This window comes from Devosia sp. Leaf420, from assembly GCF_001425445.1.
Lineage (GTDB): Bacteria > Pseudomonadota > Alphaproteobacteria > Rhizobiales > Devosiaceae > Devosia.
This window is the reverse complement of the sequence record NZ_LMQU01000010.1, coordinates 304966-329750: the sequence shown is the minus strand read 5'-3', so window position 1 is coordinate 329750 and position 24785 is coordinate 304966. Positions and strand designations below refer to the sequence as shown.

At 61.1% G+C, this 24785-nt stretch carries 25 protein-coding genes; 6 read left to right on the top strand and 19 right to left on the bottom strand.

What is annotated here, in order from left to right; all coding sequences use genetic code 11:
• Positions 1-178: 178 nt before the first annotated feature.
• The 3 genes from ASG47_RS08865 to ASG47_RS08855 form a co-directional block, all read right to left on the bottom strand.
• Positions 179-1708 carry a hypothetical protein gene (locus tag ASG47_RS08865; RefSeq protein WP_061908373.1) on the bottom strand — a complete coding sequence of 510 codons (1530 nt, stop codon included), beginning with the start codon at positions 1706-1708 and terminating at the stop codon, positions 179-181.
• Positions 1709-1787: 79 nt separating this feature from the next.
• Complete coding sequence (locus tag ASG47_RS08860) at positions 1788-2741, bottom strand: DMT family transporter (protein ID WP_061908372.1); 954 nt, start codon at positions 2739-2741, stop codon at positions 1788-1790.
• 240 nt (positions 2742-2981) lie between these two features.
• Positions 2982-3911 carry a tyrosine recombinase XerC gene (locus ASG47_RS08855; RefSeq protein WP_061908371.1) on the bottom strand — a complete coding sequence of 310 codons (930 nt, stop codon included), beginning with the start codon at positions 3909-3911 and terminating at the stop codon, positions 2982-2984.
• A gap of 129 nt (positions 3912-4040) precedes the next feature.
• Here ASG47_RS08855 and ASG47_RS08850 point away from each other — a divergent pair, with 129 nt between their 5' ends.
• The 6 genes from ASG47_RS08850 to ASG47_RS08825 all read left to right on the top strand — a co-directional run bounded on the left by ASG47_RS08850 (position 4041) and on the right by ASG47_RS08825 (position 11422).
• Entirely contained in the window at positions 4041-6209 is a 2169-nt protein-coding gene (locus ASG47_RS08850; RefSeq protein WP_061908370.1) for a primosomal protein N', read from the top strand.
• 209 nt (positions 6210-6418) lie between these two features.
• Complete coding sequence (locus ASG47_RS08845; protein WP_061908369.1) at positions 6419-7006, top strand: F0F1 ATP synthase subunit delta; 588 nt, start codon at positions 6419-6421, stop codon at positions 7004-7006.
• Entirely contained in the window at positions 7006-8541 is a 1536-nt protein-coding gene (gene atpA, locus ASG47_RS08840; RefSeq protein WP_061908368.1) for a F0F1 ATP synthase subunit alpha, read from the top strand. Before ASG47_RS08845 ends, atpA begins: the two co-directional genes overlap by 1 nt.
• A gap of 22 nt (positions 8542-8563) precedes the next feature.
• Complete coding sequence (locus ASG47_RS08835) at positions 8564-9454, top strand: F0F1 ATP synthase subunit gamma (RefSeq protein ID WP_061908367.1); 891 nt, start codon at positions 8564-8566, stop codon at positions 9452-9454.
• A gap of 21 nt (positions 9455-9475) precedes the next feature.
• Positions 9476-10915, top strand: a complete 1440-nt coding sequence (gene atpD / locus ASG47_RS08830; protein WP_061908366.1) for a F0F1 ATP synthase subunit beta — start codon at positions 9476-9478, stop codon at positions 10913-10915.
• A gap of 84 nt (positions 10916-10999) precedes the next feature.
• Positions 11000-11422 (top strand): F0F1 ATP synthase subunit epsilon, encoded by a 423-nt coding sequence (locus ASG47_RS08825; RefSeq protein ID WP_061908365.1) that lies wholly within the window; start codon positions 11000-11002, stop codon positions 11420-11422.
• Positions 11423-11472: 50 nt separating this feature from the next.
• Here the strand turns inward: ASG47_RS08825 and ASG47_RS08820 are convergent, their stop codons facing one another.
• The 16 genes from ASG47_RS08820 to ASG47_RS20635 all read right to left on the bottom strand — a co-directional run bounded on the left by ASG47_RS08820 (position 11473) and on the right by ASG47_RS20635 (position 24697).
• Positions 11473-12159: an aspartate/glutamate racemase family protein gene (locus ASG47_RS08820; RefSeq protein ID WP_061908364.1), complete on the bottom strand. Its 687-nt coding sequence runs from the start codon at positions 12157-12159 to the stop codon at positions 11473-11475.
• 3 nt (positions 12160-12162) lie between these two features.
• Positions 12163-12699, bottom strand: coding sequence for an RNA pyrophosphohydrolase (locus ASG47_RS08815; protein WP_200940887.1), 537 nt, complete (start codon positions 12697-12699; stop codon positions 12163-12165).
• Positions 12700-12747: 48 nt separating this feature from the next.
• A complete protein-coding gene (locus tag ASG47_RS08810) occupies positions 12748-13857 on the bottom strand; it encodes a divergent polysaccharide deacetylase family protein (RefSeq protein WP_210168435.1) in 1110 nt (369 codons plus the stop codon).
• Positions 13858-13970: 113 nt separating this feature from the next.
• A complete protein-coding gene (locus ASG47_RS08805; RefSeq protein ID WP_061908361.1) occupies positions 13971-15371 on the bottom strand; it encodes a S41 family peptidase in 1401 nt (466 codons plus the stop codon).
• Between the two features lie 6 nt (positions 15372-15377).
• On the bottom strand, positions 15378-16823 hold the full coding sequence (locus tag ASG47_RS08800) for a murein hydrolase activator EnvC family protein (protein WP_061908360.1): 1446 nt from the start codon (positions 16821-16823) through the stop codon (positions 15378-15380).
• Positions 16824-16983: 160 nt separating this feature from the next.
• On the bottom strand, positions 16984-17466 hold the full coding sequence (rlmH, locus tag ASG47_RS08795; RefSeq protein WP_061908359.1) for a 23S rRNA (pseudouridine(1915)-N(3))-methyltransferase RlmH: 483 nt from the start codon (positions 17464-17466) through the stop codon (positions 16984-16986).
• 27 nt (positions 17467-17493) lie between these two features.
• Positions 17494-17886, bottom strand: a complete 393-nt coding sequence (gene rsfS, locus ASG47_RS08790) for a ribosome silencing factor (RefSeq protein WP_082461190.1) — start codon at positions 17884-17886, stop codon at positions 17494-17496.
• A 184-nt stretch (positions 17887-18070) separates the two neighbouring features.
• Positions 18071-18685: a nicotinate-nucleotide adenylyltransferase gene (locus ASG47_RS08785; protein WP_244487069.1), complete on the bottom strand. Its 615-nt coding sequence runs from the start codon at positions 18683-18685 to the stop codon at positions 18071-18073.
• Between the two features lie 4 nt (positions 18686-18689).
• Positions 18690-19973 carry a glutamate-5-semialdehyde dehydrogenase gene (locus tag ASG47_RS08780; RefSeq protein ID WP_061908358.1) on the bottom strand — a complete coding sequence of 428 codons (1284 nt, stop codon included), beginning with the start codon at positions 19971-19973 and terminating at the stop codon, positions 18690-18692.
• Positions 19970-21106, bottom strand: coding sequence for a glutamate 5-kinase (proB, locus tag ASG47_RS08775; RefSeq protein ID WP_061908357.1), 1137 nt, complete (start codon positions 21104-21106; stop codon positions 19970-19972). Before proB ends, ASG47_RS08780 begins: the two co-directional genes overlap by 4 nt.
• Before the next feature lie 305 nt (positions 21107-21411).
• Positions 21412-22455, bottom strand: a complete 1044-nt coding sequence (gene obgE / locus ASG47_RS08770; protein WP_061908356.1) for a GTPase ObgE — start codon at positions 22453-22455, stop codon at positions 21412-21414.
• Positions 22452-22991 (bottom strand): GNAT family N-acetyltransferase, encoded by a 540-nt coding sequence (locus ASG47_RS08765; protein ID WP_061908355.1) that lies wholly within the window; start codon positions 22989-22991, stop codon positions 22452-22454. The genes obgE and ASG47_RS08765 overlap by 4 nt, the downstream gene beginning before the upstream one ends.
• The gene (locus tag ASG47_RS08760) at positions 22988-23512 is read right to left on the bottom strand and encodes a GNAT family N-acetyltransferase (protein WP_061908354.1); all 525 of its coding nucleotides are present in this window, start codon (positions 23510-23512) and stop codon (positions 22988-22990) included. The genes ASG47_RS08765 and ASG47_RS08760 overlap by 4 nt, the downstream gene beginning before the upstream one ends.
• A complete protein-coding gene (locus ASG47_RS08755) occupies positions 23503-24030 on the bottom strand; it encodes a GNAT family N-acetyltransferase (RefSeq protein WP_061908353.1) in 528 nt (175 codons plus the stop codon). The genes ASG47_RS08760 and ASG47_RS08755 overlap by 10 nt, the downstream gene beginning before the upstream one ends.
• Positions 24027-24557, bottom strand: coding sequence for a GNAT family N-acetyltransferase (locus tag ASG47_RS08750; RefSeq protein ID WP_061908352.1), 531 nt, complete (start codon positions 24555-24557; stop codon positions 24027-24029). The genes ASG47_RS08755 and ASG47_RS08750 overlap by 4 nt, the downstream gene beginning before the upstream one ends.
• Entirely contained in the window at positions 24554-24697 is a 144-nt protein-coding gene (locus ASG47_RS20635) for a hypothetical protein (protein ID WP_156464038.1), read from the bottom strand. Before ASG47_RS20635 ends, ASG47_RS08750 begins: the two co-directional genes overlap by 4 nt.
• Positions 24698-24785: the final 88 nt, after the last annotated feature.

Below are 24785 nucleotides of genomic sequence, written 5' to 3'. Positions count from 1 at the left end.
TCAAGGGGGAGGTGCCGATCGAGTGTGTTGCACTATCTCACCATATCCACCGTCCCTGCACCTCCCCCTAGATGGGGGAGGCTGGGAGGGGGTGGAGCCTCACGCACCGGAGCATGCGTCCCAAACAAAAACGGCGGAGCCAAAGCCCCGCCGCCTCACGTTCAAATCCAAAAATTCCTCAGCTTTCGCCGTCGATCAGAACCACCGTTCCGGCCTCGAACGCCGTCTTGCAGTCGTCGGCGTCGGACATGCGGTCGCTGTCAAGAAGTGTCGTGGCGGCGCCGGGGCCCTGGAAGCGCGGATCGTCGCATTCGCCGTCATTGGCGTAGGAGGAGGAGTTGTCGCCAAAGTCGATGTCCGAGCTGTCATAAGGCGCGCCGGCTGCATATTCGGGCGCATAGACCTGGCGGATCGAAACGCGACCTTCGTCGAGCAGCGCCTTGCAGTCGGTGGCGTCGCCCATCAGGTCTTCGGTGAGCAGCTTCTTGTTGGTGCCCGGACCTTCAAAGCGCAGGTCGTCGCATTCGCCATCATTGGCCCATTTGGAAAAATCCGACCCGAAATCAAAGGCGGCGGCGGCCTGTTCGCCCTGGAAGGTCGCAGTGCCCGCCTCGACGGCCGCCTTGCAGTCGGTTGCGTCCTTCTTGATGTCTTCGGCAAGCGTGGTGCTCGCAACGCCCGTGCCGATGAAGCGCGGATCGTCGCATTCGCCGTCCTTGGCCCACTCCGAGGAATCATCGCCAAAGTCGATCTCGCCGACCGGCGTCGTTGCGGCAGCGCCACTCGTGTCCTTGAGCGTCACGGTGCCGGCCTCGTAGGCAGAGCGGCAATCGGTGGCATCCTTCATCAGGTCGGCATCGACCAGTTCTTTCGCCGAACCGGTGCCGGTGAAGCGTGGATCGTCGCACTCGCCATCCTTGGCCCATTCTGAGGAATCGTCGCCAAAGTTGATCGCATTGATCGGGGTCGCGATAGCGATATCGGCCGGGTTGGTGCCGGTGTCCTTAAGGGTCACAGTGCCGGCGACAAAAGCCGCCTTGCAGTCGGTGGCGTCTTTCTTGATGTCTGCGTCAACGAGCTCCTGAGCCGAACCCGTGCCAGTAAAGCGCGGATCGTCGCATTCGCCGTCTTTGGCCCATTCCGAGGAATCATCGCCAAAATCGATATCGGCAACATTCACAGCAGGTGGGATTTCGCCCCCTTCGACCAGAGTGACCGTGCCGGCTTCAAAAGCTGCCTTACAGTCCGTCGCGTCCTTGCGGAGATCGGCATCGACCAGCTCCTGAGCCGAGCCGGTGCCGGTAAAGCGGGGATCGTCGCATTCACCGTCCTTGGCCCATTCAGAGGAATCATCGCCAAAGTCGATGTCGCTGGCCTTCGGCGCCACGGGTGGATTGATATCCACAACGGTCGGTGGCGCCGTCGCCGTATCGTCCTTGAGGGTGATCTTGCCCGCATCGAAGGCGGCCTTGCAGTCGGTCGCATCCTTGAGGATGTCTTCATCGACCAGTTGGTCGGCCATGCCTTCGCCGGTAAAGCGCGGATCGTCGCACTCTCCGTCTTTCGCCCAATCGGAGGAATCATTGCCAAAGTCGATATCGGCCGCTGCTGGTTTCGCGGTTGGCTGTGCCAGGCTCGGCACAGTCAGTCCCGTGGTCAGCATCAGGCCAAGCAAGGTTCCTGCCGTGACGTGAAGAAAAGTGCGCATCGGTTGTCCCTTCCAATTTTGCATCACGGTTGTGAGAACAGATTATAGCCTCTTTACGGCGGCCAGAAGTACAAATGCGCTAATTGCCTGATGCGCGGCTCTTTCTGTCTGTCCGCGCGAAGAGCCATGAGCCCAAAAGCACGAGCGCCGTCCCGATCGCATGCACCCAGGTAAAGGGCTCGCCAAGCACAAAGACAGCGAGAACAATAGTAACGATTGGACCGAAGGATGCGGTGGACGATGTCGCCCGCGCCCCGATCCGCGCAATGCCGCCATTGAGAAGAAACGAGGGGAGGACGGTGCCGAAAATCCCCAGCGTCAGGCCGAGCGCCCAAAGGGTTGGGGTGATGCTGAAATAGTTGCCAATTCCGTCGACCACGGCGCTTTGAGTGATGGCGAGCACGGCCGCCGTCGACATGCCGATGCAGGTAAAGAGCCCCGTGCCCAGCACAAGCATCTGCCGCTTGGCGAGGTGTTGATAGAAGGCAAAGGTCAGCGCCGAACCCAAGACCAGCATGGTGCCGATGAAAAGCCCATCGGGCTGCACTGCAAGGTTCCAGGCAAAGATCACCAGGAGGCCGCCATAGCTGACGAGCATGGCCGGCACGAGCGTCCAGTTCATCCGATCGCCAAAGAACCAGACGCCGAAAAGCAGCACAAAGAACGGATAGGTGAAGAGCACCAGCCGCTCATATTGCGCGGAGACGAAAGCAAGCCCGGCAAAATCGAGATAGCTCGAGAGATAATAGCCGAGCGCCCCGACACCCATGGCGCCCGCCGTCCGTCCTGGCGTCAGCAAACTCTTGAGCTGCGGATTGCGGCGGAGCAGCACCATGAGAATAACAAGATAGACGGGGAGGGCCGTCAGCATCCGCAGCGCCAAGGTGGTCTCGACCGATGCGCCCTGGGCAAAGGCGAGCTTGATGAAGACGCCCTTGGTCGAAAATAGCGCTGCGCCGGCAAAGGCGAGGCCATAGCCGAACAGATCTATCCCCGGTTGGGGCGTGTCGCTGGAAGATGGGATGCTCGTCATCCGAAGGGGCTTTCTTAAGTGCCGCCCCTCGTATCCACCGGATCACCGCTCGGGGCGGGCCGGTTGAAACCAAATGCTGAACGTCAGCCTTCGGTCCTGGCCCAGATGGAGCCAAGAATAAGAAGGTTCGCGAAAAAGATCGGCTGATGTGACGTCATGTCCGTCTCATAATCCTGCCATTGGCGGCTGTCAAAGATAACGTGATGTTACCCAAACCACAGCCGAAAGAGGCCTGCTGCACTAGCCGCGCGGGTGGGCCTTGGCATAGCTTTCCATCAAGCGCTCGGTGTCGACGGCGGTATAAATCTGCGTCGTCGAGAGGCTGGCATGGCCCAAAAGCTCCTGGATCGCCCGCAAATCCCCGCCTTTTCCAAGGAGGTGCGTCGCAAAGGAATGCCGCAGCGCATGTGGGGTCGCCGAAGGCGGCAGGCCGAGCGCCGAGCGCAGTTGCTGCATGCGCAACTGGATGATTCTGGGTGACAAAACCCCACCTTTCTTGCCACGGAACAGCGGGTCATCATCCCAGAGTTTATAAGGACTTAGCGTCAAATAGGTCTCGATTGACTGCCGCACCGGAGCGATCAAAGGCACCATGCGGATCTTGCCGCCCTTGCCCGTCACGCGCAGCACTTCGGCCTCGAGATCGCCCTTGGTCAGCGCCAGCGCCTCGGCGATACGTAGTCCCGCACCGTAGCAGAGCGAAATCACCGCCATGTCGCGCGCCGCGATCCAGGGCTCCTCTTCCATTTCGTCAACGCGGGTAATGGTTTGCTTGGCTTCAACCACTGTCAGCGCCTTGGGCAAGGACTTTGGAATTTTTGGGGTCCGGATGGCGTTGAACGCCTCCGTCGCCAGAATATTTTCCCGTTCGAGAAAGCCAAAAAAGTTCTTGAGCGACGACAGCACCCGCGCGAGAGACCGCGAGCCCAGGCTCTCCTCCCGGCGCTGCGCCATGAAGGAACGGATATCGGCAGCTCTTAATTCCTTGAGCGATTGCAAGGTGATAGCGCCGCCCATATGCCCAGACAAAAAACTCATGAACTGCCCGACATCGCGGCCATAGGCTTCTAGGGTCTTGGGGGCGAGCCGTTTGACGGAGCCGAGTTCGCGCATCCAGGCGGCGATCTGGGCTTGGATGAAGGCATCGGTGGCAAAGGCGCTATCGGTCATGACTTGAACTTATCCTCCGCGCGCAAACAGAGTGTAAAGTGTCGCCTCACGCGTCTCGTGATCCCGGTGCTCTAGCCGAATCGCTCGCCCTTCCTATCTAAGGGAAAAGAGAACGGAACGCGCACAAACATGTATGGGCCCGGTGACATCGTTGCAGTGATGGTGGGGGTGGCCGTAGAGGGCCCCTATTCCTATCGCGTGCCCGCCAATATGAGCGTAACGCGCGGTACGGTTGTCGGCGTGCCTCTCGGTCCCCGCCTGACGCTCGGCGTCGTTTGGGGCAAGCCGAATGACAAAATCGGCCATAACAGACTGAGAAATATAGATTTTTCATTCGACGTGCCGCCGCTGTCGGAAGAGCTTTTGCGGCTCGTCGAATGGGTCGCGCGCTATACGTTGGCCGCGCCCGGGCAGGTTTTGCGCGGCGTATTGCGCTCACCCGAAGCGCTCGATGCGCCCAAACCTGTCGTCGCCTATCGCCGCACTGGCATGGAGCCTGAAAAGTTGACGCCCGCGCGCCTTCGCGTGCTCGATACGCTCACCGACGACATGCCTTGGCCCAAGGCGGCATTGGTCGGCGCCAGTGGTGTGTCGACCTCCGTTCTCGATGGCCTCGAACGCGCCGGAGCGTTGGAAAAGCTGGAAATTCCGGCGCCGCCCGTGGTTTTTCCGCCCGATCCAGATGCCGCGCCTTCCGCTCTCAACCCCGAGCAACAGGCCGCGCTTGACCGGATCCTCGGCCTCGACCCCAAGCGCTTTGGCGTCGCCCTTCTCGATGGCGTCACCGGCGGCGGCAAGACCGAAGTCTTCTTTGAAGCGGTGGCCGATACGCTCCGCGCCGGTCGCCAAGCCTTGATTTTGCTGCCGGAAATCGCTCTTACAAACACATTCATCGATCGCTTCACCCGCCGCTTCGGCACTAAACCTGCCGAATGGCACTCGGACATGACCCCGGTGCAGCGCGCCAAAGTCTGGCGTGGCGTGCTCGATGGCACCGTCCGCGCCGTCGTCGGCGCCCGTTCCGCGCTCTTCCTGCCCTTCCGCGAGCTCGGCCTTCTCGTCCTCGATGAAGAGCATGACGGCGCCTATAAGCAATCCGAAGGCTTTACTTATCACGCCCGCGACATGGCGATCGTCCGCGCCCAGTTTTCCGAGGCGCGGGTGGTGCTCTCATCAGCGACGCCGTCCGTCGAATCGCGCAACAATGCCAATACTGGCCGCTATGCCCATGTGCGGCTCGAGAGCCGCTTTGCCGAAGCAGCAATGCCGGACATCACAGCGCTCGATATGAGGACAGATGGCCCGGAAAAGGGAAGTTGGATAGCGCCTTCCTTAGCGCGCGAAGTATTTGCGGCGCTTGATCGTGGCGAGCAGGCGCTACTGTTCCTCAACCGTCGCGGCTATGCCCCGCTCACCCTTTGCAATGCCTGCGGCCATCAATATAAATGCCCCGATTGCTCGGCCTGGATGGTCGAGCACCGCTTCCGCGGCGTCCTCATGTGCCACCATTGCGGCCACGAAACCCGCACGCCAAAGCATTGCGGCGAATGCGGAGAAGTGGACAGCCTCGTTCCCGTTGGTCCCGGCATCGAGCGCGTCGCCGAAGAAGCCGCCATTCGCTTCCCCGACGCGCGCCGCGTGCTTCTTTCGACCGATATGGGCAGCCACGCCCAGCTTCGCGAGCGTTTCGCCGAAGTCGAGCGCGGCGAATATGATCTCATCATCGGCACCCAGCTCGTCTCGAAAGGGCACCATTTTGAGAAGCTCTCTGTCGTCGGCGTCCTCGATGCAGATCTCGGCCTAGCGCATGGCGACCCGCGCGCCGCCGAGCGAACCTTTCAGATCCTGACCCAGGTTGCCGGCCGTGCCGGCCGTGCCAGCCGCCACGGCAAGGCTTTCTTGCAGACTTATCATCCCGATCACCCGGTGATGAAAGCCATGGTCTCGGGCGACCGCGAAGCCTTTTACGCCCAGGAGATTCTGGCCCGTGAAGCCGGCGGCATGCCGCCCTTCGGCCGTCTCGCCGCGCTCATTGTCTCTGCCAGCGTACACGATCATGCGATGAATTTCTCACGAACGCTGCTGTCCGCTGCGCCAATGGCCGATGGTGTAAAACTCTTCGGACCGGCCGATGCGCCCGTCTCGATGATCCGTGGCCGCTATCGGGTAAGGCTTCTGGCCCAGTCTGGTAGGGATTTTGATCTTTCCGGCTATGTCCGCTTCTGGCTTTCGAGTGCCGAAAAACCCAAAGGCGACCTCAAGATTCAGATCGATATCGACCCGATGAGCTTCATGTAAACGAGCCGCAAATGGCTCGACTTCTATCGCTTGGGATAAGTGCGACATTTTCACCGCCGGTGAATCACGTAACCCAGCCTTGCACGGGCCGCTTGGCTTGTGTTAGAGCGAGCCCGACTTGTAGGGGAGTGGCTAGGATCAGTCCGGCCAAAACCCCGTTCCCGGACACGTCCGAAGCGTAATAGGTCATCCCGGCTCGATACCCGAGGATGGCAACACAAGAGGGTGAAGCGACATTGGCAGCGCAGAATTCACTGCTTTCCCAGATTGCGCGGCCATATGCGTCGGCGCTGTTCGATCTCGCCCAGAGCGAGAATCAACTGGCATCGGTCGAAACCGGCCTTTCTGATATTTCCCGCCTGATTGGCGAAAGCGACGATTTTTCGCGCTACCTGCGGTCTCCGGTGATCTCGGGCGACGTCAAGGCGTCTGCCCTTGATGCGATCCTGGGCAAGGCCCAGGTCAATCCGCTCGTGGCTAATTTTCTGCGCCTTGTTGCCAAGAACGGCCGTCTGTTCGCGCTCGATGCCATCATCGTTGGCTTTCGCGAACTGGCCGCTGCAGCGCGCGGTGAAACGACTGCCGAAGTGACCTCGGCAACGCCCCTGACGGCCGAACAGGCCAATGCCCTGAGCGAAACGCTCAAGGCAAAGCTGGGCAAGACCGTCACGCTCAACCAATTCGTCGATCCCTCGCTGATCGGTGGCCTTCAGGTGAAGGTCGGCAGCCAGATGATCGATTCATCAATCAAGACAAAGCTCGCTGCGATGAAAATCGCCATGAAAGAGGTCGGATAATGGACATCAAAGCCGCGGAAATTTCTGCGATCCTCAAGGACCAGATCAAGAATTTCGGCCAGGAAGCCCAGGTTTCGGAAGTCGGTCAGGTGCTGTCCGTCGGTGACGGCATCGCCCGCGTCTACGGCCTCGATAAGGTTCAGGCTGGTGAACTCGTCGAGTTCCCAGGTGGCATCAAGGGCATGGCCCTCAACCTTGAAAACGACAATGTCGGCGTCGTGATCTTCGGCAACGACCGTTCCATCAAGGAAGGCGATGTCGTCAAGCGCACCGGCTCGATCGTGGACACCCCGGTCGGTCCTGGCCTTCTCGGCCGCGTGGTCGATGGTCTCGGCAACCCGATCGACGGCAAGGGCCCGATCGAGCACACCGAACGCCGCCGCGTCGACGTCAAGGCTCCCGGCATTCTGCCGCGCAAGTCGGTTCACGAACCGATGTCGACCGGCCTCAAGGCTATCGACGCACTGATCCCGATCGGCCGTGGCCAGCGCGAGCTCGTCATCGGTGACCGCCAGACCGGCAAGACCGCGATCATTCTCGATACCTTCCTCAACCAGAAGCCGGCACACGATGCCAATGCTTCGGACACCGACAAGCTGTTCTGCATCTATGTCGCCGTTGGCCAGAAGCGTTCGACCGTTGCTCAGTTCGTGCGTCAGCTCGAAGAATCGGGTGCTCTGCCCTATTCGATCGTGATCGCCGCTACCGCTTCCGATCCGGCTCCGCTCCAGTACATCGCGCCCTTCACCGGCTGCGCGATCGGCGAGTGGTTCCGCGACAATGGCAAGCATGCCGTTATCGCCTATGACGATTTGACCAAGCAGGCCGTTGCCTACCGCCAGATGTCGCTGCTGCTGCGCCGTCCGCCGGGCCGCGAAGCCTATCCGGGCGACGTTTTCTATCTCCACAGCCGTCTGCTCGAACGCGCTGCAAAGATGAACGAAGATCACGGTCTTGGTTCGCTGACCGCCCTGCCGGTTATCGAAACCCAGGCAAACGACGTGTCGGCCTATATCCCGACCAACGTGATCTCGATCACCGACGGCCAGATCTTCCTTGAAACCAACCTGTTCTTCCAGGGCATCCGTCCTGCCGTGAACGTTGGTCTCTCCGTGTCGCGCGTTGGCGGCTCGGCTCAGATCAAGGCGATGAAGCAGGTTGCCGGCTCGCTCAAGGGCGAACTGTCGCAGTATCGTGAAATGGCTGCCTTCGCGCAGTTCGGTTCCGATCTCGACGCCTCGACCCAGCGCCTGCTGAACCGTGGTGCGCGTCTGACCGAACTGCTCAAGCAACCACAGTTCTCGCCGCTCAAGACGGAAGAACAGGTTGCGGTGATCTTTGCCGGTGGCCAGGGCTATCTCGATACCGTTCCGGTCAACAAGGTCCAGGATTTCGAAAAGCACGTGCTCTCGAACCTGCGCTCCAAGCATGCTGATCTCTTGAAGACCATTGCTGCTGAAAAGCAGCTGAGCGACGACACCCGTGCCAAGCTGAAGTCGGCTCTTGACGATATCAAGAAGACCTACGCGGCCTGAGCTCTGAAGGAGACGACAGGCAATGCCGTCGCTAAAGGATCTTAAGAACCGGATCGACTCGGTCAAGTCGACGCAGAAGATCACCAAGGCCATGCAGATGGTCGCGGCGGCTAAGCTCCGTCGCGCCCAGGATGCTGCCGAAGCTGCACGCCCCTATGCCGAGCGCATGGGTGCGGTGCTGGCGAGCCTTGCTGCAGTCTATGATGGTCAGACAGATGCGCCTGTTCTCCTCGCCGGTAACGGCCGGGATCAGGTTCACCTTCTGGTCGTTGCAACGGGCGAACGCGGTCTGGCGGGTGGGTTCAACTCCTCCATTGCCCGTCTTGCGCGCGATCATGCCAACAAGCTTCAGGCGCAGGGCAAGACCGTCAAGTTCCTGACGGTTGGCCGCAAGGGTCACGATATCCTCAAGCGCCAGTTTGCCGACAAGATCGTCGAGACCGTCAGCTATCGCGAAGTCAAGAATATCGGCTTTGCGCAGGCGAACGAGATCAGCCAAAAAGTGCAGGCCATGTTCGCCGCTGGCGAATTTGACGTGGCAACGCTTTTCTTTGCCAAGTTCAACTCGGTGATCAGCCAGGTGCCGACTGCCGTGCAGATCATCCCGGCAAAAATCGAGCGTGTCGAAGGCGAAGGCGCCTTGGTCAACAACTCGGCCGTGATCTACGAATACGAGCCCAACGAAGAAGCCATCGTTGAAGACCTGCTGCCGCGCAATGTGAGCGTGCAGGTGTTCCGCGCCATGCTTGAAAACAGTGCCTCGTTCTACGGTGCGCAGATGTCCGCAATGGACAATGCGACGCGGAACGCGGGCGAAATGATCGGCAAGCTGCAGCTGAGCTACAACCGCCAGCGTCAGGCCCAGATCACCAAAGAACTCATCGAAATCATTTCGGGCGCGGAAGCGCTCTAACCCATCAGCGAGGACGAACAAATGGCAGAACAGAAGGCCGGTCGCGTTTCGCAGGTCATTGGCGCCGTCGTTGACGTGGTGTTCGACGATCACCTGCCCGCCATCCTGAACGCGCTTGAAACCAACAACAATGGCCAACGCCTGGTTCTGGAAGTTGCCCAGCACCTCGGCGAAAACGCCGTGCGCACGATCGCCATGGACACGACCGAAGGTCTGGTTCGCGGCGCCGAAGTGATCGATCTCGGCAGCGCGATTTCCGTGCCTGTCGGCGAAGAGACGCTCGGCCGCATCATGAACGTCATCGGCGAGCCGATCGACGAAGCTGGCCCGATCACAAGCACGGAAAAGCGCGAAATCCACCAGGACGCTCCGGCATTCGCCGAGCAGAACCCGGAATCGCAGGTTCTCGTCACCGGCATTAAGGTCGTTGACCTCATCGCTCCCTATGCACGCGGCGGCAAGATCGGCCTCATGGGCGGCGCCGGCGTGGGCAAGACCGTTCTGATCCAGGAACTGATTAACAACGTCGCCAAGGCGCACGGTGGTTACTCTGTGTTCGCAGGCGTCGGTGAACGCACCCGCGAAGGCAACGATCTCTACTACGAAATGATCGAATCGGGCGTGAACAAGGATCCGCATGAGAACGGTGGCTCGGCCGCCGGCTCCAAGTGCGCCCTCGTCTTCGGCCAGATGAATGAGCCCCCGGGCGCGCGTGCTCGCGTTGCTCTGACCGGTCTCACGATCGCTGAAAACTTCCGCGACCAGGGCCAGGACGTGCTGTTCTTCGTGGACAACATCTTCCGCTTCACGCAGGCCGGTGCTGAAATGTCGGCACTTCTCGGGCGCATTCCTTCCGCCGTGGGTTACCAGCCAACGCTGGCAACCGACATGGGCGCGATGCAGGAACGCATCACGACGACGAACAAGGGTTCGATCACCTCTGTGCAGGCCGTGTACGTTCCCGCCGACGACTTGACCGACCCTGCGCCGGCAACCTCGTTCGCCCACTTCGACGCCGTGACCGTTCTCAACCGCGCTATCTCGGAAAAGGGCATCTACCCGGCCGTTGATCCGCTGGCATCGAACTCGCGTATTCTCGACGCGAACGTTGTCGGCCAGGACCACTACCAGGTTGCCCGTGACGTGCAGGCGATCCTTCAGAAGTACAAGGCTCTGCAGGACATCATCGCCATCCTCGGCATGGACGAGCTCTCCGAAGAAGACAAGCTGACCGTGGCCCGCGCCCGCAAGATCGAGCGCTTCATGTCCCAGCCCTTCGACGTGGCCGAAGTCTTCACCGGTTCGCCCGGCGTCTTCGTCCAGCTCGCCGACACCATCAAGGGCTTCCAGGGGCTCGTTAAGGGTGACTACGATCACTTGCCCGAAGCTGCCTTCTACATGGTCGGCACCATCGAAGATGCCGTCAAGAAGGCGCAGAAGTTGGCCGCCCAGGCCGCCTAATCTTTGCCACTTGGGTCCGTCGTCCGCGACGGACCCAGCGCTAAGCCCGGTCTTTCGGGTTTTCTCCGCTAAGGGACCAAAAATATGGCTGAAGGCCTCAAGATCGAGATCGTTTCGCCCGAGCGTCTCCTCGTTTCGCAGACCGTCAATTCGGTTACCGTTCCGGGTACGGAAGGCTATTTCACGGTCATGGCTGACCATGCGCCCTTCATGACGACACTGCGGGCCGGTTTCATCACCGTCAACAGCGATGGCAAAAGCGAGATCTTTTTCGTGCGCGGCGGCTTTGCCGACGTGTCGCCGGCAGGTCTGACCATTCTGGCTGAAGAATCGGTGCCATTCTCGGAATTTGACCGCGCAGACCTCCAGACCCAGATCGCGGCAGCGCAGGGCGAACTCACCCGGGCCGAAACGCCTGATGACAAGTCCTACGCTCAGCAGTTTGTCAGCGGCCTATTGAACCTTGCGCTTGAAGCCGAGCAGCTCAACGACACGCATATCCACTAAGCATTGTCTGATCCGGAATGACGAAGGCCGCCTTACGGGCGGCCTTTTTATTATTGCAGCGCTGCAGCCACCAAAGCCTTAGCGTGAAGGTCCGTCGTGTCAAAGACGGGCAGGGGACTGACCGCATCATCGATCAACATGCCGATTTCGGTGCAGCCTAGAATAACGGCTTCTGCCCCACGCGCCGCAAGCCTCGAAATCGCATCAATATAGATTCGGCGTGACTCTTCGCGCACAATGCCGCGGCAAAGTTCATCGTAGATGATGCCGTTGAGATTGGTCCGATCCACTTCGGGAATGAGCGATTCAAGACCGCGGGCGCTCAGGCGATCGCGGTAAAAGCTCATCTCCATGGTGAAGCGCGTACCAAGGAGACCAACCTTTGTGTAGCCGTCCGCAAGGAGGGCATCGGCCGTGGGATCAGCAATATGAACGAACGTGGCGTTGATCCCATCGAGCATACGATCAGCCACCACGTGCATGGTGTTGGTCGCCAGGCCCAGGATTTCTGAGCCTGCACCAACGAGGCGCTTGGCCGACAGCTTGAGCGCATCGCCTGCGTCGTCCCATTTGCCCGCAGACTGCATCTCGGCAATCGGCGCAAAATCGACGGAGTCTATCAGGACCGGCGCCGAATGAAGGCCGCCCCGGAGGCGCGCCGTTTCCTGGTTCAGCACGCGATAATAGTGGGCGGTCGATTCCCAGCTCATGCCGCCGATAAGGCCGATGGTTTTCATGGTTCAGACGTGGGTAAAGCGTTGCGGAATATCTGAAAAGGCTTCAACGACCTTCTCATAGGCGTCCCGTTTGAACGGCACGATGAGTGATGGTGTCTTGCTTAGCCGCTCCCAGCGCCAGGCGTTGAACTCAGGCTTGAACTTGCCGCCACCGGGCGCATCGACGTCGATTTCGCCGTCGTCGCCGGTAAAAGCAAAGGCGAACCAGCGCTGGCGCTGACCGCGATATTTTCCTTTAAAGCCAATACCAAGCAGATCATCGGGCAGATCATAGTAGATCCACTCAGGCGCTTCAGCGATCAAACTGACGGACGTGATGTTCGTTTCTTCCTGCAGTTCGCGCAAAGCGGCGCGCAACGGATCCTCGCCCTGATCGATGCCGCCCTGGGGCATCTGCCAGGCAAAGCCTTTGGCGGCCGATTGATCGGGATCGCCTTCGGATTTGCGGTGCCCCACAAAGACATTGCCCATCGCGTTGAACACGGCGACGCCGACGCAGTCGCGATAGGGCATGGCTTCACGGTCAGGCAATTGGGACATGGTTTCGCAGTCTGTTTTGGGCACCGTGCCGGACAGGCGAGCGGCGCTTTATTGCATCAGCGCGCTGGCAGGCACCAGCGCAATACCCTTGCCGTCAAGGCTCGCAGACCATTCGGAGATGGCCTGAATGGAAATGGGCAAGGCACTCACAATACCGATCGCACTTCCATTTTCCAACGCTTCCGTCTCAAGGCTGGCGAGCGCTGACAAAATAGATGTTCGGGCAGGGTTGGCATCGATCAAGAGGTTGGCCCGGGCAAAGGGCACTTTATTGGCATGGGCCAATTGCTCCGACACGGACCGGTTGGAGGAGCCGTCGTCGATATAGCCGATGCCGCGCGCGCCAAGCTCTTCCATGATGGGGCCGAAATCACCGGCCGAAGCGGTGAATCGCGCGCCCATATTGTTGATGACGCCGAAATAGCCACCAAAGCGGGCCATGAGCCAGAAAAGTTTGTCGAGATTTTCGCGCGGCGCCTCGCCGGTCAGGAGCGTATGCGGGCCGGGATCGTTTTGCGGAAAATCGAAGGGCTCGAGAGGGACTTCGAGCATGACCTCATGGCCACCATTGCGCGCGGCGGCCACGGTATTGGCCAAGCCCTTGCCGTATGGCGCAAAGGCCAACGTCACGAAATCGGGCAATTGGCCAATGGCGTCGAGCGAGCCCTGCTCGTTGATGCCAAGCCCCGTCACAATCAGTGCGACGCGGGGACCATTGCCGACGCTGGCGGCATCGAAGGGGTGCCGATAAGCGGCATAGGGGGTCTCGCCAGTGCCGGACATGCGCGGGATCGGGCCATTGGCCGTTTCCTCGGAAAGATCAGGCACAATTCCGGATGCGTCAGGCGTTGCGCCGGTAGAGGCCGGCGATCCGGCAGCCAGAGGCGCTGCACCATCGGACCCGTTGGCCGCGTATTGCTGGGGATCGGCCGTGATAGTGACAGGGCCAGTAGCCGCCGTCTCAGCGACAGGATTTGCCGCCTTGTTATCGACAATGGCGACTTCCTGGCTCGGACGCCCGCCCATAGGGTCGTCAACAAGGATCAGGCGCGCTGCAACACCGATGCCCATCAGCGCGATCAGCCCAAAGAGCGCGCGACCGATTGGCAGGCGCGGACGGGCCTTGGCCTCCTGCGCGCGTTGCTTGCGGCCTTTCAAGGGGGTGCTCAGATCATTGGCCATCGGCAGCCGGCCCTATAGGTCAGTGTCACAACGAAAAAGCGCGACGGCGAATCACGCCGTCGCGCTTTCAGTTTAGCATGGAGCGACCACTACTCCGCCTTCGGCGGATAGGCAGCGTTGGTCTCTCCGCCATTGATCAGCTTGATCGCGTATTGAAGCTGAGCATCGTCGGCCGCTTCAGGCGGCACGTAGACGGACGAGCCGACCGTGCTTTCTTCCTGGCCTTCGATCTTGATGTGACCGGCAAGCCCGGCTTCACCAACGATCTCATCGCGGCCCTGGAGTTCCTCGGGCACGACCTGATGGATCTCGATATCGGGTGTGATCCCGAGCGCCTGGATCGAGCGGTTGTCCGGCGTGTAGTAGCGCGCCGTGGTGAGACGCATGGCGCCGTCGGGGCCGAGCGAGATGATCGACTGGACCGAGCCCTTGCCGAACGAACGGGTGCCAACAAGCGTCGCGCGCTTATGGTCCTGGAGCGCGCCGGCGACGATTTCCGAAGCCGAAGCCGAGCCACCATTGATCAGGACGACCAGAGGCACATCGGCGAGTTGCGCATCGAGCGGATCAGGCTGGGCGTCATAACGGGCGCTTTCGGCTTCCGTCCGGCCGCGCGTCAGAACAACGGCACCCTGCTTGAGGAAGGCGTCGGCGACATAGACGGCCTGATCAACGAGACCGCCGGGATTGTTGCGCAGATCGAGAATGATGCCCTTTGGCGCCTTGCCGTCGCGTTCGGCATAGATGTCCTTGATGGCGTTTTCGATGCCGATATAGGCCTGGGCCGAAAAGCGCGAGAGACGCAGCACGGCAACATCGCCATCCATGCTCCAGCGCACGGCGCGCATGGCGATCGTAGCACGGGTCAGGGTGAACTTTAGCGGATCGGTCACGCCTTCGCGCACCACGGTCACGGTGATATCCGTGCCGATCGGCCCGCGCATCTTGGCAACTGCCTCATCGAGCGACAGGCCCTGGATCGAGGTGCCGTCGAGCTCGACAATGAAGTCATTGGCGAGAATACCAGCCTTTGCGGCAGGTGTGTCATCGATCGGAGAGATGACCTTGATGGCCCCTTCTTCCATCGTCACTTCGATGCCGAGGCCGCCGAATTCGCCCGATGTGTCTTCGCGCATCTCATCGTAATCAGCCGGCGGCAAATAGCCGGAGTGCGGATCGAGCGAGGTGAGCATGCCCTGGATGGCGGCGCGGATCAGTTCCTGCTCATCCGGGGGATCGACATATTCGGCGCGGATACGGTCGAAAATCTCGCCGAAGAGATTGAGGTCGGAATAGACTTCCAGCGGGTCGCGCGGTTCCTTCTTGAGATCCTCAGGCGCCGGCGCAGGCTGTTCGCCACTGGGATTGGGTTGCTCCACCGGCGTTTCCGGCGCGGCGGGCGCAGGGGTCTGATCCTGTGCAAGCAGCCTGGCGGTCGGCACAAGCAATGCCGCGCCAAGCAGGGCAGCGCGAAGGGTGGTCAAGCGCATGGAATATTATCCCGTCTGTTCACTCTGGGCCCACCAAGTTTCCGGGTCGATGGGTTGGTTGTTCTGTCGCAGCTCAATATAGAGGGTCGGCTGGGCGTTGCCAGCATTGGTGGTCACGGTCCGTCCAATTGTGCGTGATCCCATCTGGCCCAAAGGTTCGCCCATCAGCACAAACTGGCCGATATCGACCGAGATGCTGTCGAGCCCGGCCAGCAATGCCGTATAGCCCTGACCGGTATTGAGAATGATGATCTGGCCATAATTGAGGTAAGGGCCCTTATAGAGCACCCAGCCATCGGCTGGGGAGACCACCTGTGCTTCGGCTCGGGTGACGACCGACTGCCCCTGCGCAATACCCCCGAAGCCGTCGCCGGCGCCGAATTGCACTACCGTGACGCCATTGGCCGGCTGGGTCAGGTAGCCGCGCGCCATCGGGAAAGGCACGGCAGGTTCGGTGCGCGCCGCATTGGCAAAGGCAACCTGAATGGCTTCAGGCGAAAGCTGCGGCATATCTGGCGACGTGGTGGTCGTCGGCGTCGTCGCCTGATTGGCGCGGGCCGAAAGTGCGTCGATCAATTCGCGGAGGGTGCTGGCCCGCTCGGCGAGTTCGAGTGCTGCGGCTTCTTCGGTATCGAGCTGGGCGCCGACCTGTTGGATGCCTTGTTTGCGCGCAGCGATGAGTGTCGCAATGCGCAATTGCTCTTCTTCAAGCACCGCATAATTGGCCTTGAGCGTTTGCTCTTCGGCCAGCGCCTGCTCCTTGATAGTCATCAACTGTTTGAGGTCGGCTGAGACGGTCTCAGCTCTTTTGCGCAATTGCGGTACGATGGCGGCGATCAGCATGGCGCCGCGGGCAGACCCCAGGGCGTCGCTCGGATCAACCACGAGAGCAGGCGGCGGATTGAGCGAGATGCGCTCGAGCGCGGCAAGCACATTGGCGATCTCGGCATCAGCGCCATCGAGGCGGCCGCGCACTTCAAGTTCTTCGACGATGAGATTGGAGAGCCGATCTTCGACATCGGTCACTTCGATTTCGGCGAGTTTGACGCGCTGGCCCGCCGCAATCAGGGCGGCATTCTGCTTAGTGCGATCGCCTTCCATTTCGGCGATTTCGGCCTTGAGCTCGTCGATGCGCTCACGGCTGAGCTGCAGGGTCGCTTCCACTTCGGCAAGATCGGCGGCGCTGGAGGTGGCTGTGTCGGGTTCTGCAGCTGCGGCAGGATCGCCTGCCGGCGGCGTGGCGGCGGGCGCTTCGGAAATGGGAACCGGCGTCGTTTCCGGTACGGCGTCCGTGGTCGCAGGCGCCGGCGTTGTGGTTGTCGGAGGCGTTGTTGGCTGGGTCGTCGACGGCGCGGGAACAGCCGTTTGTGCCAGAAGCGGAATGGCGAGACCCGCGGTCAGCAGCATGCTGCCGACCACTGCCTTGACCAAAATCTCCGGCCTCACCGGCATGTTTTCTCCGTCGCTGAGGCCGCTGGCCCCGAATCACTGACGCGCAGATTAGCAAGCGGGAAGAAAACCATAGGTTAACTTCGCTTAACCATGTTCGGTCCGGCTGTCTTGGGCCGAGCTAGCCTGAGGTTGAGCTTAAACTAAGGCAGTCACAGCGATTTCAGTCGCCGCGATGATAGGGGTGGCCAGAGAGGATCGTGGTCGCGCGATAAAGCTGCTCAGCCAACATGATGCGCACCAATTGATGCGGCCAGACCATGGGCGAAAAGCTCAGTGACATTTCCGCTGATCGGACGAAGTCGGGATCGATGCCATCGGCGCCACCGATTACGAAGGACACGGCGGGGCGACCTTCATCGCGCCAACGCGCGAGGAGATTGGCAAACGCTTCCGAGCCTATGGATTTGCCGCGTTCGTCCAGCGTGACGAGAATGCCATCGGGCAGCGCGGCGCGGAGGCCCTTGGCCTCTTCACTTTTGCGGGACGCAGCAGACCCGGCGCGAGACTCGTTAAGCTCTGAAACATCAAATCCCGTCAGTGCCAACGGTTTGCCACTCGCCACTGCTCTTTCCAGATACCGGGAGACGAGTTCGCGTTCGGGGCCGGACTTCATCCGGCCCACAGCGGCTATGGCGATACGCATGAATTGCTCTCGAAGACGCCGAGTGGCCTAGTGCGCGTCAGCGGCGAAGTCGGCCTGCCACATCTTTTCGATGTTGTAGAATTCGCGCACTTCGGGGCGGAAGATGTGGACGATGACGTCGCCCGTATCGACCAGGACCCAATCGCAATGCGGCAGACCCTCGACCCGTGGCTTGCCGAAACCATTTTCGCGCAGGGCGCGGATGATCTGGTCGGCGACGGCGCCAACGTGGCGCTGCGAGCGGCCGGAAGTCACGATCATGTGATCGGCGAGCGAGGACTTGCCGGTGATATCCACCGCCACGGTCTCTTCTGCCTTGGCATCATCGAGAATATTGAGAATGAGTTCGACGGGGGACTTTTCCGAAGACATTGTCGGAACAGCAGGGGTCGAAACGGTATCGGTGGGCAGCGCGGCCATCAGAAACGGCCTTCCGCCCATGCGCGAGCATGGGTCATGCGTTGGTTCAGCATCCTTGGTTGTTGACCGGAATATTGCGGCGTCTTGGCAAACGGCAAGCCGTTAGTTCCTGTTCCGAAGACACGATCATTGCGTTGAATATGCCCTTTCGCAGGGTTTTTCGCAAGGTCACGGTTGATTCTTGTTATTTATGCTTGCCGGCCGCGCGGATAGCGCTCGAAGACAGTGGTGATTGCCGCCCGTGGAAGTAGACCCAGGCGGGAGCCGGGAGACTTGCAAGAATAGGTGCGTCTTCCTGATCGACCTGGGAGCGGGAAAGGGCCAGGGCAACGCGCGAGGCAAGGGCGCGGCGCGAGGAGCCGGGCCGGGCATAGACGGCGATGGGGAGCGTTGCCGCGATGTCCTGCCAGCGTTCCCATTGGTGAAAGCCGGCGAGACTATCGGCGCCCATGATCCAGACGAAGTGCCGGTCGGGCAGGGATTGGGCGAGAAACCGGACGGTTTGCCAGGTGTAGCGGAAGTTTTTCTGGGCCTCGAAGCCGGTGACGTGGATCCGTGGATTGGCAATGGCGGCGCGGGCGGCATCAACGCGCTGACTGAGTGGCGCTAGATCGTCGTGATTTTTCAGCGGGTTACCGGGCGTGACGAGCACCCATAGCGCGTCGAGTTCGAGGCGGCGGAGGGTTTCTTCCATGACCAGCACATGGCCGGCATGGATGGGATTGAAGCTGCCGCCGAAGAGGCCGATGCGCATGCCGGCCGCGGAGGGCGGGACGCGCGTAAAGGACTGATTACTCAATGGTTTATGGTCTGACTTGGCCGGTGCCGCGGACGCGATATTTGAAGGATGTGAGCTGTTCGACGCCGACGGGGCCGCGGGCGTGCATCTTGCCGGTGGCGATGCCGATTTCGCCGCCGAAACCGAATTCCCCGCCATCGGCGAACTGGGTCGAGGCGTTGTGCATGAGGATGGCACTATCGATCTCGTTGAAGAATTTCTCAACGGTGACAGGGTCTTCAGCGATGATCGCTTCGGTGTGATGGCTGGAATAATGTTCGATATGGGCGATGGCGTCTTCGATGCTGTCGACGACCTTCACTGAAATGATGGCGTCTTCGTATTCGGTGCGCCAATCTTCCTCGGTGGCCAAAACCGTTACCATTCCGGTAGCGTTGAGCGTCGCATCACCGCGAATTTGGCACCCTTTGGTTGCAAGGGCGTCAAGGACGGGCTTGAGGTGGGTCGAGACCACGTCCTTGTGGACGAGGAGGGTCTCGGCGGCGCCGCAAATGCCGGTGCGGCGCATCTTGGAATTGAGCGTAATCGAGACGGCCTTTTCGAGATCGGCTGATCGATCGATATAGACGTGGACGAGCCCTTCGAGATGGGCAAAGACCGGGACACGCGCTTCGGACTGGACGCGGGCAACGAGCGACTTGCCGCCGCGCGGCACGATGACGTCGATATTGCCCGAGAGGCCCGTCAGCATTTCGCCGACGGCGGCGCGATCGGTGGTGGGGACGAGCTGGATGCCGTCTTCGGGAAGGCCGGCTTGCTTGAGGCCGAGGCGAAGGCAGTCGACGAGGGCGCGGGAAGAATTGGCGCTGTCACTGCCGCCACGGAGGATGACGGCATTGCCCGACTTGAGGCACAGCGCGCCGGCATCGGCCGTGACATTGGGGCGGCTTTCATAGATGACGCCGATAACGCCGAGCGGAGTGCGGACGCGCTCGATGTGAAGGCCATTGGGCCGGTCCCATTCGGCGATGATCGAGCCGACGGGATCGGGCAGTTCGGCAATGGTCCGAAGCGCGTCGACAATGCCATTGAGGCGCGCTTCGGTGAGAAGCAGGCGATCCTGGAAAGCCTGGGTCATGCCCTTGGCGCGGGCGTTTTCCATGTCGAGCGCATTGGCGGCGAGGATTTCGGCCTGGTGGTCATTGACTGCCTGAGCGGCACCGATAAGGGCGGCATGCTTGCGCTCGGCACTGGCCGTCGCAAGCTTTGAGGCCGCGGCGCGCGCCTTGCGCCCGAGATCGAGCATCAGGGCGGGGAGGTCGCTCGACAGGATTTCGGCTGAGATCATTGGGTCATCTCCTCGACGGCGGCCGTGAGTACCATGTCGTCGCGATGGATCATTGTTGCGCGATTGCCGCTGCCGAGCAGTTCGACCATCGCATCGCTTCGCTTGCCCATGACGAGCCGCGCATCCTCGCTATCGAGCCCAGCAAGGCCGCGGGCGATTTCGCGGCCATCGGGATCGAGAATGGCAAGGGCATCGCCACGATCAAATGTGCCGTTAATCTTGGTGACACCGATCGGCAGCAGCGAGCGGCCATTTTTGAGGGCACCCGCAGCGCCCGCATCGACCTGCAAACTACCGGCGACGGTGAGCGTGCCCATGATCCAGCGCTTTCGCGCCTGAGCGCGCGAGCGGGCGGGGTGGAAGAGCGTATGACGGCCGCCTTCCGTCAGGATCTTGAGCGGATGGGTTTCGGTGCCCTTGGCGATGATCATGGCCGTGCCGGCGAGGGTCGCGATCTTGCCGGCTTCGACCTTCGTGGTCATGCCGCCGCGCGAGAGATGGCTGGCGGCGCCCCCGGCCATGGCTTCTATGGCGGGCGTGATGGCTTCGACCACGGGAATATGCTGGGCGTTCGGGTCCTTGGCCGGCGGGGCGGTGTAGAGACCGTCGATGTCGGAGAGGAGCACGAGGCAATCGGCTTCGATCATGGTCGCGACACGGGCCGAGAGGCGATCATTGTCGCCATAGCGGATTTCGGCTGTGGCGACGCTGTCGTTCTCGTTGAAAATCGGGATGGCGCCGAGGCCGAGAAGGGTCGTTACCGTGGTGCGCGCATTGAGATAATAGCGGCGCTCTTCGGTGATGTTTGGGGTGATGAGGATCTGGCCGGTGACGATGGAATGGCGCTCGAGGGCCTCGGCCCAGGCCTGGGACAGCGCGATTTGCCCGGCGCTGGCAGCGGCCTGGGATTGTTCGAGCGTGAGGGAGAGGGCGGAGAGGCCAAGGAGCCCGCGGCCAAGGGCGATGGCGCCCGAGGAGACGACGACGATATCGCGGCCCTCGGATTTGAGAGCGGCGATGTCTTCGGCGAGATCATCGAGCCAGGCTTTGCGCAGCTTGCCGGATTTATCGACGAGCAGCGCAGAGCCGATTTTGATGGTGATGCGGCGATAGGGGGCGAGGGCGTTAGTCATGTCAGGGTCCGCTCATCCCAACCGAATTCGCAAATGTGAATTCGGTGAACTGCGCGCCACCTTCTGCCCGAGAGGGAGAAGAATGGTGCGGCGCATACCGTCTATTCCTCTCCCACTTGGGGAGAGGGTGGATCGCCCGCAGGGCGAGACGGGTGAGGGGGCGTGTCGCAGACACTGAGCAAGAGGAAGACCCCTCACCGACCCGGCCAAGGGCCGGGCCACCTCTCCCCAAGTGGGAGAGGAATAAGAGAGGAGGGGCTGGCCGCTCGTGCTGATATCCAGTCCAAATGCTGCGGCTTTGCCCATCAGGGGGTCCACTTTTCTTCCGTCTTGGGCGCGAGGGCCTCGACTTCTTCGGCGCGGCTTTCGTCGATGACGGATAGGACGGCGAAGAGGACTTTTTCGACGCCTTCGCCGGTGGCGCCGGAGATGGTGTGGACTTCGGCCTTGCTGGCTTTTTTGAGCGCCTTGACCTTGTCCTTGAGCTCTTCGGGCGTCAGGGCGTCGATCTTGTTGAGGACGACGATTTCGGGCTTGTCGGCAAGCACATCGGCATAGGCGGCGAGTTCGTAGCGCACGGCCTTATAGACGTGGGCGACGTCTTCATTGGTGCCATCGATCAGATGGATGAGTACACCGCAGCGCTCGATATGGCCAAGGAAGCGGTCACCGATGCCGATGCCTTCGCTGGCGCCCTCGATGAGGCCGGGAATGTCAGCGAGAACGAATTCACGCTCACCGACGCGAACCACGCCGAGATTGGGGTGAAGGGTCGTAAAGGGGTAATCGGCAATTTTGGGCTTGGCGGCCGAGACCGATGCAAGGAAGGTCGACTTGCCGGCATTGGGCTGGCCGACGAGACCCGCATCGGCGATCAGTTTGAGGCGCAGCCAGATGCCCTTTTCGGTGCCCAACTGGCCGGGATTGGCGTGGCGGGGCGCCTGATTGGACGAGGTCTTGAAGTAAGCGTTGCCGAAGCCGCCATTGCCGCCTTTAAGCAGCACGACGCGCTGGCCGATTTCGGTGAAATCGGCGATCAGGGTTTCCTGGTCTTCCTCGAAAATCTGGGTGCCCTTGGGCACGCGCAAGACGATGTCTTCGCCATTGGCGCCAGCGCGGTTCTTGCCCATGCCATGGGTACCGGTCGGGGCACGGAAGTGCTGGGCGTAGCGGAAGTCGATCAGCGTATTGAGGCCTTCCGAGCAGACGGCGACGACATCGCCGCCGCGGCCGCCATTGCCGCCATCGGGGCCGCCGAATTCGATGAACTTCTCGCGGTGAAAGCTGACGGAGCCGCCGCCGCCATCACCGGACTTGATATAGATCTTGGCCTGATCGAGAAATTTCATGTGCGTCGTGCCTTCCAGACGCCAAGCGTCAATTGTGTGTCGATATGCTCCACCTCGGCCTCGCGCGCAAGGCAGAGGAGGGCGCTTCGTCCTGTTTCGGTAAAGCCGAGCTTGTGCTGGATGGCCAGCGAAGCCTGGTTGAAATGAAAAACGCCGGAATAAACGATCGGTGCGCGGCTCGTGGCGAAGAACCAATCGAGCGCCGAGATCATCGCTTCGGTCATGATGCCGCGCCCCCAAAAGGGCTTGCCGAGCCAATAGCCGATCACCGGGCCAAGTGCGCCGGAATGAAAGCCGATATGGCCGGCATAGCCCTGGCCCTTCACGTCGATGCTGAAATTGGCATCGGCGACATCGACGTCAACATGGCGCGTGCGGAGCCAGGCCTGGGCATCGGAGAGATAATAGGGATGCGGCACGCGCGCGAGATTGCCCGCGACGTCGAAATCATTGAGGTAATGGGCGATCGGCTCTGCATCCTGAGCGCGCGGCGCGCGGAGGATCAGCCGGTCGGTCTCGATGATGGGCAACATCATCCGCGCCACTCCAGCACAAGGAGCGGTTTGCCGCGATGACGCTCGACGACGCTTTCGGTATGTTCGATGACGGCAAAGCCCGATTTTTCGAGGACGCGTTGCGAGGCGGGGTTGGAGACCAAAACCCGGGCGCGAATGGCCTCGATGCCCGTTTGCCGCGCGGCGGCAAGAAGACCGCCGACCGCTTCGGGCGCAAAGCCCTGGCCCCAATGAGATTCGGCGACCCAATAGCCCAGCTCGGGCGGATTGCCATCGCTAAACTTGAGGCCGACAATGCCGATCAGCCGATCATCATCTGCGCGAGCAATGGCATAGGGCCGTTGCTCGGGGTTTTTGGCAAACCGTTCGATAAAGCCGATGCCGTGCTCGGGCAGATAGGGGAAAGGCAGGCTGGCGGTGGGCTCGACCACTTTCCAGTTATTGACGCCTTCGACAAGGGCATCGAGATCGGTCAGGACCGGCTGGCGCAGGCGCAAGCGTTTCGTGGCGATTACGCCGGGCAGGGCATCTCTCAGGCGCATAAATCGATCCTTTTCGCCGTCCAGGTTTGCCGGCTCAATGCGGTCGTTACATGTTCGACATTGTGCTGCAGCGCCTGGGAAAACCGCATCTCCTTGCCGGTGACGACAAAGCCGAGCTTGGTCTTGAGACGAAGGGACGCGGTATTGTTGCGATGGGCGCTCGAGGCGATCGCCTCGTTCTTCGTTTCGGCAAAATGCCAATCGATGAGCGCGGTCGCGGCCTCGCACCCATAGCCGCGATGCCAATGGGGGCGCGAAATCCAGAAGCCCAATTCATCAACGAGCGTGACGCAGCCGATCAGGCCCTTGGTTTTGTGTTCGATGATGAAGAACGACTTTTCGGGCGTGGGTGCTGGCGCTGTCCGGAGAAAATCCTGCGCCATGGTGAGCGTATAGGGCCATGGCACCGGGGTCAGCCAGCGGGCAACGGCAAATTCGCTGACGCCCAGGGCATAGCATGGCGCATCTTCGGGCCGCGGCGCGCGGAGGATCAAGCGATCAGTGAGGAGTTCGCTCATTCCCGATCGAGCTCCAGCCGCATGAACATTATGGACTGGCCCATGAGCGTGCCCTGCTGGTCGGTGCCTTCGCCGATCTCGATAAAGCCAAGCTTCTTGAGGACGTTTCGCGAGGGCGCATTGCTCATGAGGGCGCGGGATTTGAGGCTCGTGGCTCCGGCCTCCTTGGCCGCCGCGATCACCGCGCGGGCGGCTTCGGTGGCATAGCCATGGTTCCAATAGGCTTCGCCCAGCCAATAGCCGAGCTCCGGCGCGGTGTCCGGGCCCATGCTGAGGCCAACGACGCCGATAAACTGGCCGCCAAGGGTAATGGCGAAGCACTTTTCCTGCGGGTCGGGCACGACCTCGTTGATGAAGAAAAGCGCGTCGTCTTCGCTATAGGGGAAGGGCAGGCGCGACATGACGCGATGGACCCGCTCATTATTGGCGAGTGCGGCAATGCGCGGGACATGGGTGAGGTCGGGCGTGACGAGAACCAGACGCTCGGTCGATAGCCGTTCAGGCAGGCGGTGCTTTAGCGCGGTCATCTGGATATGTCCCTGAGGCACGATAGACCGACGAGGCTGACCGACCATTTGGTCGAGATCACGGCATTTTGGGTGGTGGCCATTGCTGCAGCGGCGGCTGGGCGGGCGGGGGCGGCGAGACGGCGGGCAGCAATAGTCATGAGATTTCTCCAGAAACGAAAAGGGGAACCGGTTGGCCGGTTCCCCTTCGCTGTTCTGGTGTGTCGCCAAACGCTGCCGGGGAACTGG

Coding starts and splice junctions, on each gene's coding strand:
- ASG47_RS08865 (WP_061908373.1), bottom strand. CDS start 1,708: ATGCGCACTTTTCTTCACGTCACGGCAGGAACCTTGCTTGGCCTGATG.
- ASG47_RS08860 (WP_061908372.1), bottom strand. CDS start 2,741: ATGACGAGCATCCCATCTTCCAGCGACACGCCCCAACCGGGGATAGAT.
- ASG47_RS08855 (WP_061908371.1), bottom strand. CDS start 3,911: ATGACCGATAGCGCCTTTGCCACCGATGCCTTCATCCAAGCCCAGATC.
- ASG47_RS08850 (WP_061908370.1), top strand. CDS start 4,041: ATGTATGGGCCCGGTGACATCGTTGCAGTGATGGTGGGGGTGGCCGTA.
- ASG47_RS08845 (WP_061908369.1), top strand. CDS start 6,419: ATGGCAACACAAGAGGGTGAAGCGACATTGGCAGCGCAGAATTCACTG.
- atpA (WP_061908368.1), top strand. CDS start 7,006: ATGGACATCAAAGCCGCGGAAATTTCTGCGATCCTCAAGGACCAGATC.
- ASG47_RS08835 (WP_061908367.1), top strand. CDS start 8,564: ATGCCGTCGCTAAAGGATCTTAAGAACCGGATCGACTCGGTCAAGTCG.
- atpD (WP_061908366.1), top strand. CDS start 9,476: ATGGCAGAACAGAAGGCCGGTCGCGTTTCGCAGGTCATTGGCGCCGTC.
- ASG47_RS08825 (WP_061908365.1), top strand. CDS start 11,000: ATGGCTGAAGGCCTCAAGATCGAGATCGTTTCGCCCGAGCGTCTCCTC.
- ASG47_RS08820 (WP_061908364.1), bottom strand. CDS start 12,159: ATGAAAACCATCGGCCTTATCGGCGGCATGAGCTGGGAATCGACCGCC.
- ASG47_RS08815 (WP_200940887.1), bottom strand. CDS start 12,699: ATGTCCCAATTGCCTGACCGTGAAGCCATGCCCTATCGCGACTGCGTC.
- ASG47_RS08805 (WP_061908361.1), bottom strand. CDS start 15,371: ATGCGCTTGACCACCCTTCGCGCTGCCCTGCTTGGCGCGGCATTGCTT.
- ASG47_RS08800 (WP_061908360.1), bottom strand. CDS start 16,823: ATGCCGGTGAGGCCGGAGATTTTGGTCAAGGCAGTGGTCGGCAGCATG.
- rlmH (WP_061908359.1), bottom strand. CDS start 17,466: ATGCGTATCGCCATAGCCGCTGTGGGCCGGATGAAGTCCGGCCCCGAA.
- rsfS (WP_082461190.1), bottom strand. CDS start 17,886: ATGGCCGCGCTGCCCACCGATACCGTTTCGACCCCTGCTGTTCCGACA.
- ASG47_RS08780 (WP_061908358.1), bottom strand. CDS start 19,973: ATGATCTCAGCCGAAATCCTGTCGAGCGACCTCCCCGCCCTGATGCTC.
- proB (WP_061908357.1), bottom strand. CDS start 21,106: ATGACTAACGCCCTCGCCCCCTATCGCCGCATCACCATCAAAATCGGC.
- obgE (WP_061908356.1), bottom strand. CDS start 22,455: ATGAAATTTCTCGATCAGGCCAAGATCTATATCAAGTCCGGTGATGGC.
- ASG47_RS08765 (WP_061908355.1), bottom strand. CDS start 22,991: ATGATGTTGCCCATCATCGAGACCGACCGGCTGATCCTCCGCGCGCCG.
- ASG47_RS08760 (WP_061908354.1), bottom strand. CDS start 23,512: ATGCGCCTGAGAGATGCCCTGCCCGGCGTAATCGCCACGAAACGCTTG.
- ASG47_RS08755 (WP_061908353.1), bottom strand. CDS start 24,030: ATGAGCGAACTCCTCACTGATCGCTTGATCCTCCGCGCGCCGCGGCCC.
- ASG47_RS08750 (WP_061908352.1), bottom strand. CDS start 24,557: ATGACCGCGCTAAAGCACCGCCTGCCTGAACGGCTATCGACCGAGCGT.
- ASG47_RS20635 (WP_156464038.1), bottom strand. CDS start 24,697: ATGACTATTGCTGCCCGCCGTCTCGCCGCCCCCGCCCGCCCAGCCGCC.